General features: G+C 68.7%; 11 protein-coding genes and 2 rRNA genes (1 of these 13 only partly in view). 1 reads left to right on the top strand and 12 read right to left on the bottom strand.

Annotation, left to right across the window (positions count from 1 at the left end; translation table 11 throughout):
• The first annotated feature begins 17 nt into the window (after window positions 1–17).
• Window positions 18–401: a PRC-barrel domain-containing protein gene (locus D7M15_RS27940; RefSeq protein WP_121521544.1), complete on the top strand. Its 384-nt coding sequence runs from the start codon at window positions 18–20 to the stop codon at window positions 399–401.
• On the opposite strand, the gene D7M15_RS27935 is transcribed toward D7M15_RS27940, so the two are convergent.
• The 12 genes from D7M15_RS27935 to D7M15_RS27880 all read right to left on the bottom strand — a co-directional run.
• A complete protein-coding gene (locus D7M15_RS27935; protein ID WP_121520028.1) occupies window positions 311–1,822 on the bottom strand; it encodes a DNA polymerase IV in 1,512 nt (503 codons plus the stop codon). The two genes, D7M15_RS27940 and D7M15_RS27935, sit on opposite strands and share 91 nt — an antisense overlap.
• Before the next feature lie 33 nt (window positions 1,823–1,855).
• Window positions 1,856–2,458, bottom strand: coding sequence for a MerR family transcriptional regulator (locus tag D7M15_RS27930; RefSeq protein ID WP_121521542.1), 603 nt, complete (start codon window positions 2,456–2,458; stop codon window positions 1,856–1,858).
• A gap of 220 nt (window positions 2,459–2,678) precedes the next feature.
• Window positions 2,679–3,152 carry a bifunctional nuclease family protein gene (locus D7M15_RS27925; RefSeq protein WP_027750355.1) on the bottom strand — a complete coding sequence of 158 codons (474 nt, stop codon included), beginning with the start codon at window positions 3,150–3,152 and terminating at the stop codon, window positions 2,679–2,681.
• Between the two features lie 75 nt (window positions 3,153–3,227).
• Window positions 3,228–3,980 carry a MerR family transcriptional regulator gene (locus D7M15_RS27920; RefSeq protein WP_121520027.1) on the bottom strand — a complete coding sequence of 251 codons (753 nt, stop codon included), beginning with the start codon at window positions 3,978–3,980 and terminating at the stop codon, window positions 3,228–3,230.
• A 20-nt stretch (window positions 3,981–4,000) separates the two neighbouring features.
• Window positions 4,001–4,528, bottom strand: coding sequence for an FHA domain-containing protein (locus D7M15_RS29470; protein ID WP_276314480.1), 528 nt, complete (start codon window positions 4,526–4,528; stop codon window positions 4,001–4,003).
• A 433-nt stretch (window positions 4,529–4,961) separates the two neighbouring features.
• The gene (locus D7M15_RS27910) at window positions 4,962–5,945 is read right to left on the bottom strand and encodes a DUF881 domain-containing protein (protein WP_121520025.1); all 984 of its coding nucleotides are present in this window, start codon (window positions 5,943–5,945) and stop codon (window positions 4,962–4,964) included.
• A 5-nt stretch (window positions 5,946–5,950) separates the two neighbouring features.
• Window positions 5,951–6,283: a small basic family protein gene (locus tag D7M15_RS27905; RefSeq protein ID WP_121520024.1), complete on the bottom strand. Its 333-nt coding sequence runs from the start codon at window positions 6,281–6,283 to the stop codon at window positions 5,951–5,953.
• A 22-nt stretch (window positions 6,284–6,305) separates the two neighbouring features.
• Window positions 6,306–7,202 carry a DUF881 domain-containing protein gene (locus D7M15_RS27900; protein WP_121520023.1) on the bottom strand — a complete coding sequence of 299 codons (897 nt, stop codon included), beginning with the start codon at window positions 7,200–7,202 and terminating at the stop codon, window positions 6,306–6,308.
• Between the two features lie 103 nt (window positions 7,203–7,305).
• Window positions 7,306–9,801, bottom strand: coding sequence for a mannose-1-phosphate guanyltransferase (locus tag D7M15_RS27895; RefSeq protein WP_121520022.1), 2,496 nt, complete (start codon window positions 9,799–9,801; stop codon window positions 7,306–7,308).
• Between the two features lie 126 nt (window positions 9,802–9,927).
• The gene (locus D7M15_RS27890; protein ID WP_121520021.1) at window positions 9,928–10,536 is read right to left on the bottom strand and encodes a CDP-alcohol phosphatidyltransferase family protein; all 609 of its coding nucleotides are present in this window, start codon (window positions 10,534–10,536) and stop codon (window positions 9,928–9,930) included.
• A 185-nt stretch (window positions 10,537–10,721) separates the two neighbouring features.
• Window positions 10,722–10,838, bottom strand: a 5S ribosomal RNA gene (gene rrf, locus D7M15_RS27885).
• Between the two features lie 66 nt (window positions 10,839–10,904).
• Window positions 10,905–13,383: ribosomal RNA gene (locus tag D7M15_RS27880) — 23S ribosomal RNA — on the bottom strand (it continues 650 nt past the right edge of the window).

The following is a 13,383-nucleotide window of genomic DNA, read 5'->3' as shown; positions in this document are numbered from 1 at the left end:
GAGCAGTGGGAGTGGCCGTGCATACCGAGATCGATCCGCGGACCCTGATCGGCCGGAAGGCGTTCGACCGCGACGGTGCGCGGATCGGCACCGTCGACGAGGTGTACCTCGACGACGCCACGGGACGCCCCGAGTGGGCGGCCGTACGCACCGGGCTGTTCAGCCGCGACGCGTTCGTCCCGCTGGAGCCGAGCGAGCTGGACGGCGACGTGCTGCGCGTCCCGTTCGAGCGCGCGTTGATCAAGGAGGCCCCCGACTTCGGCGTGGGCCGCCATCTGTCGCCCGAGCAGGAGTTGCAGCTCTACCACCACTACGGGCTCGACGTGCCCACCGGCGGCGAGCCGTCCGCGCCGCGCCCACCCGACACCGACTTCGGCCGGATCGCCGGCGCCGACGGCTGACCGCCCGCGGCGTCGTCCGGCCCGTCCGGGTGGGCGGGTGACGCCGTGAGGGGCGGCGGGTCGGCCGCGCTCAGCTCCGGGTCGTCCACGGCGAACGTACGGACGCGGCCCGGCGGCGTCCCCGGCCCCTCGAACCGTACGGTCACCCGCCCCACGCCGCTCCCCTGCACCCAGCCGGGCCCGTGCGCGGCGTGCGCCACGTCGTTGCCCGGGAGCCACCGCCGGGGCGGGTCGTCCGCCGCCGCGTGCCGTGGCCCGTCCGCGCCTCCGGGCGCGGGCTCCGGCCCGTCGGGGAGACCGGTCTCCGTGCGGGCCGCGTCGGTGTCGGCCACCGGGTGCCGCGCGTCTCCCGCGGCCTGCGCGAAGAGGTCCTCCTGAGTGAAGGAGGCGAGTCCGGTCACGCCGACGCCCAGCAGCCGTACGCCCGCCGTGGTGTCCACGCCGTCCAGGAGCCGGGCCGCGGCCTCCCGTACGACGGCCGGGTCGTCCGTGGGGCCGCGCAGCGTCTCGGAACGGGTCAGGGTGGAGAAGTCGTAGCTCCGCACCTTGATGACGACCGTACGGCCCGAGCGGCCCGCCGCGCGCAGCCGCTCGACGCACCGCTCCGCCAGCCGCCCCAGCTCGTTCCGTACGCGGGTGCGGTCGGTGAGGTCGACGTCGAAGGTGTCCTCGACGGACACGGACTTGGCGTCCCGTTCGGCCACCACCGGGCGCTCGTCGATCCCGTTCGCCATGGCGTACAGGCCGGTGCCGTGCGCCCGGCCGAGCAGCCGCAGCAGCTCGTCCTGCCCGGCCTCCACGGTCTCGCCCACTGTGGTGATCCCGGCGCGGCGGAGGGTCTCGGCGGTGGCGGGGCCGATGCCGGGCAGTGTGCGTACGGGCATCGGGGCGAGCAGGTCGCGTTCCGTGCCGGGCTCGATGACCACGAGCCCGTCGGGCTTGGCGTCCTCCGACGCGATCTTCGCGAGCAGCTTCGAACCGGCCAGTCCCACGGACCCGTCGAGCCCGGTCGCGGCTCGGATGTCGGCCCGCAGGCGCCTCGCCACGGCGCGTACGGCGGCCGCCTCGGCGGGGGTGCCGCCCGCCTCCAGGTCGACGAAGGCCTCGTCGAGGCTGAGCGGCTCCACCAGGGGTGACAGCTCCCGCAGCAGGCCCATCACCACGTCGCTGACCTGACGGTAGAGGGGGAAGCGGGGGACGAGGTACGCCGCGTTGGGGCAGAGTCTGCGGGCCTGGGCCGTGGGCATCGCCGAGTGCACCCCGAAGCGCCGGGCCTCGTACGACGCGGTGGCCACGACCCCGCGCGGGCCGAGCCCTCCGACGACGACGGCCTTACCGCGCAGGCTCGGCTTGGACGCCTGTTCCACGGCGGCGTAGAACGCGTCCATGTCGAGATGCAGGATCGTCGGTGCGGACCTCACGTCTCCCGATGCTGCCGCACGCCACTGACAGTCTCACCCGGCACGGTTGCCCCGGCGGCGCGCCAGCTCGTCCCCGGGGTGCTCGCGGACGACGGTCTCGCCGGTGTCGACGTGCTCGGCGTGCAGCTCGGAGAGGGCGCCCTCGACGTCCTTCCAGACGACGCCGACGGCGATGCCGAAGACGCCCTGGCCGCCCTGGAGCAGGTCGACGACGTCGTCCGGGGACGCGCACTCGTAGACGGTGGCGCCGTCGCTCATCAGCGTCATGCGCGCCAGGTCGGTGCGGCCGCGCGAGCGGAGGTGCTCGACGGCGGTACGGATGTTCTGGAGCGATACGCCCGTGTCCAGCAGTCGTTTGACGATCTTCAGGACGACGACGTCACGGAAGCTGTAGAGCCGCTGGGTCCCGGAGCCGTACGCGGCGCGGATGCTCGGCTCGACAAGGCCCGTACGCGCCCAGTAGTCCAGCTGCCGGTACGTGATGCCGGAGGCCGAGCAAGCCGTGGGGCCGCGGTAGCCGAGCCGCTCCACAGGGCTGTCGTCGGCCGGGACGGCCTCGGTGGCGGGCTGCGGCGGGGGCCCCTGGAGTGGAGGGAAACCGTTCGCCGCCGTGCCTTCTCCGCCGGTGCTGCCCACGCCGACCTCCTCCTTCACATCCCGGGGATAGTCCCCCGGAACCTGCCCAACCGAAGGTAGGCAGTCGCCCGGGGTGCGTCAACGATCGCCACACTCGGCACGCCGAGTGATAATCACCCGACGAGTGGTTTCACGTGTCCCGGGTCCGGGAAAACATCCGCGGCTGTCCGCGGCACGGGTCTCCCCCGTGTCCGCTTCGCGTCCCGCACGCGCTTCGCCTTCACTGGCTGCTGGTCCCGAAGTCCTCGGGCGAGATCTGGTCGAGGAACTCGCGGAACTTCTCCACCTCGTCCTCCTGCTCGTCCGGGATCGCGATGCCCGCGTCGTCGAGCACACCGTCACTGCCGAAGATCGGCGTGCCGGTGCGCAGCGCCAGCGCTATCGCGTCGGACGGGCGGGCGCTGACCTCGACGCCGCTGGCGAAGGCCAGCTCGGCGTAGAAGACGCCCTCGCGCAGATCCGTGATCCGCACCGCGGTCAGCTCCTGCCCCACCGCTTCCAGCACGTCCTTGAAAAGGTCGTGCGTCAGTGGCCGCGCAGGGGTCATCCCCTGCTGCGCGAAGGCGATCGCGGTCGCCTCCCCGGGGCCGATCCAGATGGGGAGGTACCGGTCGCCTCCCACTTCTCGTAGGAGAACGATCGGTTGGTTGGAGGGCATTTCGACCCGGACACCCACGACGTCGAGCTCGTTCACACAGCAACCCTAGGACGTGCCCGGCCTGTTTGGGTAGTCGGGCAGTGTTTCGGCGCGCACGTCGTCGCGCTCCCGTCAGGGCGCGGGCAGCCGCAGGGCGGTCCGTACGAACGCCGTGTGGAGCCGCTGGGCCAGCTCCGCCAGCTCCCCGGCGGTGGCCTCGGCGCGGGCCCTCGTACGCGGATCACGGGCCTGCCGGAGCGGGGCCACGACCTGTTCGACGAGACCGGCCTCCCGCTCGGCGGCGGCCTTCACGGAGCGGAGGTGGCGCGCCTCCAACCCGAAACGGCCCAGGTCCGCGAGAAGTCGGACCACGGAGACGGCCGCCATGTCGTACGCGCCGTCCTCGTACGGGGCGAGCAGCCCGTACGACTCCCACTCGGCGAACAGGTCCTCGCTGACGTCCGCGACGGCGGCCAGCTCGGCCCTGCCGAGCCGTACGGGGTCGGCGGCGCCGGGGCGTACGTCCGCCGAGGCACGCGGCTCGGGGAGCGCGCCGGGGCGCGGGGCGGGCGGTACGGGTGGTTCCTCGCCGCGCGCGCGGGCGTCGAGGTGCTCGCGGATGACCTTCAGCGGGAGGTAGTGGTCGCGCTGCATCCGCAGCACGTACGCGAGGCGCTCGACGTCGGAGTCACGGAACTTCCGGTACCCCGACGGCGAGCGCTCCGGTTCCACCAGTCCCTCGGACTCCAGGAACCGGATCTTGGAGATGGTGACCTCGGGGAACTCGGCACGCAGCATCCGGAGCGCGGCCCCGATGCTCATGGGTCCGCCGTCCTCCCCGGTGGCGGCGCCGTTCCCGGCGCCGCCCGACGGTGTGTGCAGCATGAACCTTCCCCTGGGACGGGTCAGATGCCTCGCTGGCTCGCGAAGAAGACCAGCCGGTACTTGCCGATCTGCACCTCGTCCCCGTTGGCGAGCGGGATCGCGGTCTCGATCCGCTCACGGTTGACGTACGTCCCGTTGAGGCTGCCGACGTCCATGACGGTGAATCCGCCGTCCTGGCCGCGCCGGAACTCCACGTGACGGCGTGACACGGTCACGTCGTCCAGGAAGATGTCGCCCTCCGGGTGCCGTCCGGCCGTCGTCAGTTCCGCGTCCAGCAGGAAGCGGCTGCCCGAGTTCGGCCCGCGGCGGACCACCAGCAGCGCCGACCCCAGGGGGAGGGCGTCCACGGCCGCCTGCGCCTCGGGGGGCAGGGCGATCATGTGCTGGCCGGTGGTCTCCGAGTCGTGCGCCTCGATACCGGAGATGGAGATCGTGGACGTCTGCTCCGAGCGCCCCTCGGGCACTCCGCCGCGCAGCGGCGCACCGCAGTTGGAGCAGAAGCGGCTGGCCTCCGCCGCACGGGTGCCGCACCTCGAACAGACCGGCAAGGCAGACCCTCCACCCGTACTTGAGGTTGATGGTTCGTCGAAACCTATGCGGCCTGTCGCTTCGGGGTCAACGGACACCACGCCGTGACCACCCGGATTGGGGGCACCTGGGGTGCCCAGTTCGTCGCGGAAGAGCGGACGCTCCCGCTCGTCGCCCGGGGCCTCGCCCCGGGGGGCGTCACCGTGTCGGGGGGCGCGGTGCCGGCGTGCGTCGCCGTCACCACCCTCCTTGCGGTTCTTGCCGAACAACCTCGAAAAGAAACTCACGGGCGATTCCCCTCGCATGACACAGACCCGCCCGTGGGGCAGGACAGACCCTCGATGTTCTCACTGGCCATTCCACATTCCCGGGGAACATCCCCAGCGGCGGACCAGTTTCCCTCACGGAGGCCACTACACCCCCGCCGACCCCCTTGAAGCCTCGATCGCCACTTCACTGTGATGACCGAGCGTAGTCAGGCTGCTTCGTGGAACGCAAGGCGTCCACGGTGATCTTCTCCGACCTGGACACCTCCACACCGGCCTGCTCCTTCTCCAGGGTCTGTACGACTCCACCTGGGATGTTGAGCGCGGGCTCCAGATCCTTCGGCTCGCCGATCACCTCGAAGCGGTAGGGCGGGGCGACCGCCTTCCCGTCGATCCGCACGTCCGTGGCGCCCTGGAGGTAACTGCTCGCCACCACCCGTACGTCGTTCACCTCGATCGCCTCCGCACCCGCGGCGCGCAGTTCCTGGATCGTGTCCAACAGCATGTCGGCCTCCACGGCGCCTCCCGGGTCGCGGACCGTGATGTGCAGTCCGGGCCCCTCGGCGCCCACCGTGCCCGCGAGCACGCCCAGCTGACGTGCCTTCTGCCGGGTCTGCCTGCGTGCCTCCTCCGCCTGGTCCGAGCTGTTCTCCAGCTCCCGCTGCTGCCCCTCCAGGCGCTGCTTCTCGCCCTGGAGCCGCGCGGAACGGTCGTCCAGTTCATCGAGGATACGCACCAGGTCCTCCTGGCGCGCGCCGCGCAGCGGACCGCCCTCGCTCGTGGAGCGCACCTGGATGGCCAGGCCGAGGCCGAGCACGAACAGCAGCACGGCGACGGTGAGTTGGGCGCGGGTCACCCGCGGCGGCCAGAGAGCGGCCGCGAGCCGCTGGCGGCCGGTGACCCCGGGTTCGTCGCCGCCCTCCGGGGCGAGTGCCCCTTCGGGCTCCTCGTCGCTCCCGCGCGTGACGGCCTCCCCCGCGGCCCGCTCGTCGCGTCCCGCGTGCTCGTCGTGGCCGGGGGCCCCGTGGCTTCCGGGACGCCCGGGGCTTCCCGCCGGTTCGGCACCCCCGCGGTCGGCGGACGCCGCGGCGTGGGCGTCGCGCGCGGGCTCCTCGGCGGGCAGGGCCTGCCGCTTGTCGCCGCCGACGCCCCTCGGGTTCTCGTCGCTCATCGGCCTCACGCCCGGAAGACGTGGCGGCGGATGGCGGCCGCGTTGGAGAAGATGCGGATGCCGAGGACGACGACCACACCGGTGGACAGCTGCGCGCCCACGCCCAGCTTGTCGCCGAGGAAGACGATGAGGGCGGCGACGACGACGTTGGAGAGGAACGACACGACGAAGACCTTGTCGTTGAAGATCCCGTCCAGCATCGCCCGCAGACCGCCGAAGACCGCGTCCAGTGCCGCGACGACGGCGATCGGCAGGTAGGGCTCCATCACCGTCGGTACGACGGGCCGGACGACGAGTCCGGCCACGACTCCCACGATGAGGCCCAGTACGGCGATCACGATGTGCTGCCCTTTCCTGTCTTCACGGGCTACTTGTCCCGGCGGGCCGCGCGGTCCGTACGGAGAGGCTGAGCGCGGCCGGCAGCCGCAGCTCCTCCCGTACGGAAACGCCGTAGCGCACGCCGTAGCTTTCCTTGAGCACCTGGAGGTAACGCCCGTCCGCGCTCTCCCGGAACGCGGTGCCGAGCTTCCGGCCGTCACCGACGGCCAGCACCGTGTACGGGGGCGTGAGCGGCTTGTTGTCGACCAGTATCGCGTCGCCCGCCGCGCGGATCGCCGAAAGCGCCGTCAGACGCTGCTCGTTGACGGAGACGGCCTCGGCCCCGGCGGCCCACAGGCCGTTCACGACGCGTTGCATGTCGCGGTCGCGTACGCGCCCGGTGTCGGAGAAGCTGCTGTCGCCGCGCGGCCCGTCACCGCCGCCACCGGTGTCCTCGGCGTCGTCCACGACGAGTTCGACGCCGGGGCCCTCGACGGGGGTCGCGCCCGCGAGGAGCGCGGTGAGCGCGCCCTTGTCCCCGCCGTGGCGTTCCAGCGCCTCGTTCTGCCGCGCGCTGACGCTCCGGCGGAGCTTCTCGATGCGCTCCTCCAGCGCGTCGGCCTCGCGGGTGTCCTCCTCGACCCGGTCGACGAGTTCCCCGCGCTCCTTGGCGACGGTGGGCGCGTCCACGCGTGCCTGGACCGCGCCGACGGTGACGACGAGCGCGGTCAGCACCAGGCCCGTGGCCAGCCACAGCTTCGCGTGGAGGGTACGGGGCAGCCCGGAACGGCCCTCGGCGTGCTGGCGGGCGGCGGCCTCGGCGTATCCGTCGTCGAGGCTGTGATCCATCACGTTGGTCAGCAGCGACATCGACGCGTCCGGACGCGCAGGCCGCGGTGCGGTGCTCCGCCCGGGGTGCTGCTGCGACATGCCGCACATCGTCGCACGTCGAGAGTGGTGACACCGAACGGGCCCACCGGTGCGGTCCGGTGGGCCCGTTCAGGCGTCCTTCATGCCGTACGGGCGTGCGTACGGCGGGACTTCAGCGTCCGGCGCTGTCCACGACTGCGGACCACTCGTCGAGCAGGACCTGCGCCGAGGTGTCGTCCGGGCCCTCCGCCCACAGGTGCGTGACCGCCTCGGCGCGGTCCGGGAGCACCATCACCCAGCGGCCGTCGGGCTCGACGACGCGCACGCCGTCGGTGGTGTCCACGGGGCGGTCTCCGGCGGCCTCCACGACCCGGCGCATCACCAGGCCCTTGACGGCCCAGGGGGTCGCCAGGTCGCCGCGCAGGACGTGCGCCTGCGGGATGCGCGCGTCGATCTGGCTCAGCGTCATCTGCGCGCGCGCCACCAGCCCCAGCAGCCGCGCGAACGCGGCGGGTCCGTCGAACACGGGGCTGAACTCGGGCACGATGAAGCCGCCGCGCCCGTCCCCGCCGAAGACCGTGCCGTCCTCCCGGCCGACCCGGGTCAGGTCGTCGGGCGAGGTCGTCGTCCACTCCACCTGCGTGCCGTGGTAGGCCGCGACCTGTTCCGCGATACGGGTCGTGGTGACGGGCAACGCGACCTTGCCGCTGCGCCGTTCCGCCGCCACCAGGTCGAGCAGGACGAGCAGCGTCCGGTCGTCCTCGATGATCCTGCCGCGCTCGTCGACGAGCGAGAAGCGTTCCCCGACCGGGTCGAAGCGCACCCCGAACGCGGCGCGCGCCGACGCGACGATCTCCCCGAGGCGTACGAGGCCCGCCCGGCGTTCCTTGGCGGTCTCGGTGGGCTGCCCCTCGTTGAGCCCGGGGTTGATGGTCAGCGCGTCGACGCCCAACCGGCCCAGGAGGCTGGGCAGTACGAGCCCCGCGCTGCCGTGCGCGGCGTCCACGACCACCTTGAGGCCGGACTCGGCGACTCCGGTGGAGTCCACGGCGCGCAGCAGCGAGCCCGTGTACGAGTCGAAGACGCTGGCGGGGAACCGCAGGTCACCGATCTCGCCGGGGAACGCGCGGCGGAACTCCTGGCGCGCGTACACGCGGTCGAGCTTCCGCTGGCTGCCCTGCGAGAGGTCCGCGCCCCGCTCGTCGAAGAACATGATGTCGACGGAGTCGGGCACCCCCGTCGTCGTACGGATCATGATGCCGCCCGCGCTCCCCCGGGCCGTCTGCTGGCGGGCGACGGGCAACGGCACGTTCTCCAGGTCCCGTACGTCGATCGCGCTCGTCTGGAGCGCGGAGATCATCGCCCGCTTCAGCGCGCGGGCGCCCCGCGAGTGGTCACGCGCGGTGGTGACCGTGGAGCCCTTCTTCAGCGTGGTGGCGTACGCGCCGGCGAGCCGTACGGCCAGCTCGGGCGTGACCTCGACGTTGAGGATGCCGGACACGCCCCGGGCGCCGAAGAGATGGGCCTGGCCGCGGGACTCCCAGATCACGGACGTACTGACGAAGGCGCCCGCCTCGACGCTCTTCGAGGGGTAGACGCGGACGTTGCCCTGGACGATCGACTCCTCGCCGATCAGGCACTCGTCGCCGATGACGGCGCCGTCCTCGATCCTGGCGGCGCGCATGATCTCGGTGCTGCGGCCGATGACGCAGCCGCGGAGGTTGGAGTGCGCGCCGAGGTACACGTTGTCGTGGACGACGGTGCGGTGCAGGAACGCGCCGCCCTTCACGACGACGTTGGAGCCGACGACGGAGTGCTCGCGGATCTCGCAACCCGCCTCGACCTTGGCGTAGTTGCCGATGTAGAGCGGGCCCTTGAGCACCGCGTCGGGGTGCACCTCGGCGCCTTCGGCGATCCACACGCCCGGCGAGATCTCGAAGCCGTCGATCTCCACGTCGACCTTGCCCTCGAGCACGTCGGCCTGCGCCTTGACGTAGCTCTCGTGGGTGCCGACGTCCTCCCAGTACCCCTCGGCGACGTAGCCGTAGATGGGCTTGCCTTCCTTCATCAGCTGCGGGAAGACGTCACCGGACCAGTCGACGGAGGTGTCGGCTTCGACGTAGTCGAAGACCTCGGGCTCCATCACGTAGATGCCGGTGTTGACGGTGTCGGAGAAGACCTGGCCCCACGTCGGCTTCTCCAGGAAGCGCTCCACCCGGCCCTCTTCGTCGACGATGGTGATGCCGAACTCGAGGGGGTTGGGCACTCGGGTGAGACAGACGGTGACGAGACCGCCGTGCTCGCGGTGGAAGCGTATGAGGTCGGTGAGGTCGAAGTCGGTGAGCGCGTCACCGGAGATCACGAGGAACGAGTCGTCCTTCAGGGCCTCTTCGGCGTTCTTCACGCTGCCCGCGGTGCCGAGCGGTTTCTCCTCGTTCGCGTACGTCAGCTCCATCCCGAGCTCTTCGCCGTCACCGAAGTAGTTCCGGACGAGGGAGGCGAGGAACTGGACGGTCACGACCGTCTCGTTGAGCCCGTGCCGCTTCAGCAGCTTCAGCACGTGCTCCATGATCGGACGGTTGGCCACGGGCAGCAGCGGCTTGGGCATGCTCGCGGTCATGGGGCGAAGGCGTGTGCCCTCGCCCCCAGCCATTACGACGGCCTTCATATCGGAAATGTCCTCCTCGCAAAAACGACAGACAGTGGAACCGACTGCCCCGTCCACGATGACCCCAGCGGTCCCAGATTACGGGCAGCCGGTCCCGGCCGCTCAGCGTCGAGCAGGCGAGCAGGCTCAGTCGGTGGCGGCGTCCGCCCGGATGAGACGGCGGACCTGGACCACGTAGAGAATCCCTGCCCACCAGTAGAGCGCAGTACCCCAGGCGGCGAAAGCCCAACCGCACACCGCGGCCACGGAAGCGACGGTGCCGGAACCGTCGCTGAGGAGGAGCAGCGGGAAGGCGTACATGAGGTTGAAGGTCGCGGCCTTGCCGAGGAAGTTGACCTGCGGGGGCGCGTAGCCGTGCCGGTCGAGGATCCAGACCATGACGAGCAGCAGCAGCTCGCGTGCGAGGAGTACGCCGGTGAGCCACAGCGGGAGGACACCGCGCCAGGTGAGGCCGACCAGGGTGGAGAGGATGTACAGGCGGTCCGCGGCGGGGTCGAGGATGCGTCCGAGGTTGCTGACCTGGTTCCAGCGGCGGGCGAGCTTGCCGTCGAGGTAGTCGCTGATGCCGCTGAGCGCGAGAACGAGGAGGGCCCAGCCGTCGCTGTTGGGGCCGCCGAACTCGGGCCACAGGACCAGCCACAGGAAGACGGGGACGCCGACGAGGCGGGCCATGCTGAGGATGTTCGGGACGTTGAGGACCCGGTCCGTCCCGGCCGCCGTCTCCTGGACCTCCACCCTCGGCCTCCCGCTCTGTCCGGTGCTGTCTCGTACGTGGTGCGTGGTCGAACCCGGTCATGCGCTCGACACCCGAGACCTTACCCGGAGGGTGGGCGGGGCCGGCGGGTGGGCTTGTGGGGGTGTTTCCGAACGCGAAACAGCCCCGTCGGCACAAAAGCCGACGGGGCTGTTCCACAATGATTGTTCGGCGGTGTCCTACTCTCCCACGAGGTCCCCCTCGCAGTACCATCGGCGCAGAAAGGCTTAGCTTCCGGGTTCGAAATGTAACCGGGCGTTTCCCTCACGCTATAACCACCGAAACCCAACCCAACACACCGTATACGGCGGTTGTGGTCTCAGAAACCACACAGTGGACGCGAACATCTAAGGACAAGCCCTCGGCCTATTAGTACCGGTCAACTCCACCCATTACTAGGCTTCCATATCCGGCCTATCAACCCGGTCATCTCCCGGGAGCCTTAACCCCACCAAGGGGGTGGGAGCCCTCATCTCGAAGCAGGCTTCCCGCTTAGATGCTTTCAGCGGTTATCCTTCCCGAACGTAGCCAACCAGCCATGCCCTTGGCAGAACAACTGGCACACCAGAGGTCCGTCCGTCCCGGTCCTCTCGTACTAGGGACAGCCCTTCTCAAGACTCCTACGCGCGCAGCGGATAGGGACCGAACTGTCTCACGACGTTCTAAACCCAGCTCGCGTACCGCTTTAATGGGCGAACAGCCCAACCCTTGGGACCGACTCCAGCCCCAGGATGCGACGAGCCGACATCGAGGTGCCAAACCATCCCGTCGATATGGACTCTTGGGGAAGATCAGCCTGTTATCCCCGGGGTACCTTTTATCCGTTGAGCGACGGCGCTTCCACAAGCCACCGCCGGATCACTAGTCCCGACTTTCGTCCCTGCTCGACCCGTCAGTCTCACAGTCAAGCTCCCTTGTGCACTTACACTCACCACCTGATGACCAACCAGGCTGAGGGAACCTTTGGGCGCCTCCGTTACTCTTTAGGAGGCAACCGCCCCAGTTAAACTACCCACCAGACACTGTCCCCGATCCGGATCACGGACCCAGGTTAGACATCCAGCACGACCAGAGTGGTATTTCAACAACGACTCCACAACCGCTGGCGCGGCCACTTCACAGTCTCCCACCTATCCTACACAAGCCGAACCGAACACCAATATCAAGCTATAGTAAAGGTCCCGGGGTCTTTCCGTCCTGCTGCGCGAAACGAGCATCTTTACTCGTACTGCAATTTCACCGGGCCTATGGTTGAGACAGTCAAGAAGTCGTTACGCCATTCGTGCAGGTCGGAACTTACCCGACAAGGAATTTCGCTACCTTAGGATGGTTATAGTTACCACCGCCGTTTACTGGCGCTTAAGTTCTCAGCTTCACCAGAACGAATCCTGATTAACCGGTCCCCTTAACGTTCCAGCACCGGGCAGGCGTCAGTCCGTATACATCGCCTTACGGCTTCGCACGGACCTGTGTTTTTAGTAAACAGTCGCTTCTCGCTGGTCTCTGCGGCCACACCCAGCTCACCAAGAAAATTGGATCACCAGACGTGGCCCCCCTTCTCCCGAAGTTACGGGGGCATTTTGCCGAGTTCCTTAACCATAGTTCACCCGAACGCCTCGGTATTCTCTACCAGACCACCTGAGTCGGTTTAGGGTACGGGCCGCCGTACGACATCGCTAGAGGCTTTTCTCGACAGCATAGGATCATCCACTTCACCACAATCGGCTCGGCATCAGGTCTCACCCACAAGTTGCACGGATTTACCTGCACAACGGGCTACACCCTTACCCCGGGACAACCACCGCCCGGGCTGGACTACCTTCCTGCGTCACCCCATCACTCACCTACTACAGACTTGGACCGTCGGCTCCACCACACCCCAACACCCCGAAGGGAGCTGGAGCGGCTTCACGGACTTAGCATCACCTGATTCAGCGTTGGTCGCCACACAGCGGGTACCGGAATATCAACCGGTTATCCATCGACTACGCCTGTCGGCCTCGCCTTAGGTCCCGACTTACCCTGGGCAGATCAGCTTGACCCAGGAACCCTTAGTCAATCGGCGCGCACGTTTCCCACGTGCGTATCGCTACTCATGCCTGCATTCTCACTCGTGAACCGTCCACAACTCGCTTCCACGGCTGCTTCACCCGGCACACGACGCTCCCCTACCCATCCGAGCCCCCGTTAGAGGTTAATGCTCGAATGACATGACTTCGGCGGTGTGCTTGAGCCCCGCTACATTGTCGGCGCAGAATCACTTGACCAGTGAGCTATTACGCACTCTTTCAAGGATGGCTGCTTCTAAGCCAACCTCCTGGTTGTCTCTGCGACTCCACATCCTTTCCCACTTAGCACACGCTTAGGGGCCTTAGTCGATGCTCTGGGCTGTTTCCCTCTCGACCATGGAGCTTATCCCCCACAGTCTCACTGCCGTGCTCTCACTTACCGGCATTCGGAGTTTGGCTAAGGTCAGTAACCCGGTAAGGCCCATCGCCTATCCAGTGCTCTACCTCCGGCAAGAAACACACGACGCTGCACCTAAATGCATTTCGGGGAGAACCAGCTATCACGGAGTTTGATTGGCCTTTCACCCCTAACCACAGGTCATCCCCCAGGTTTTCAACCCTGGTGGGTTCGGGCCTCCACGACCTCTTACAGCCGCTTCACCCTGCCCATGGCTAGATCACTCCGCTTCGGGTCTTGAACACGCTACTCAGACGCCCTCTTCGGACTCGCTTTCGCTACGGCTCCCCCACAACGGGTTAACCTCGCAACATGCCGCAAACTCGCAGGCTCATTCTTCAAAAGGCACGCAGTCACCACGC

Origin of the sequence: Streptomyces sp. Z26, assembly GCF_003665095.1 — a bacterium.
Classification (GTDB): domain Bacteria; phylum Actinomycetota; class Actinomycetes; order Streptomycetales; family Streptomycetaceae; genus Streptomyces; species Streptomyces phytohabitans.
This window is presented reverse-complemented; position numbering and strand designations above follow the sequence as displayed.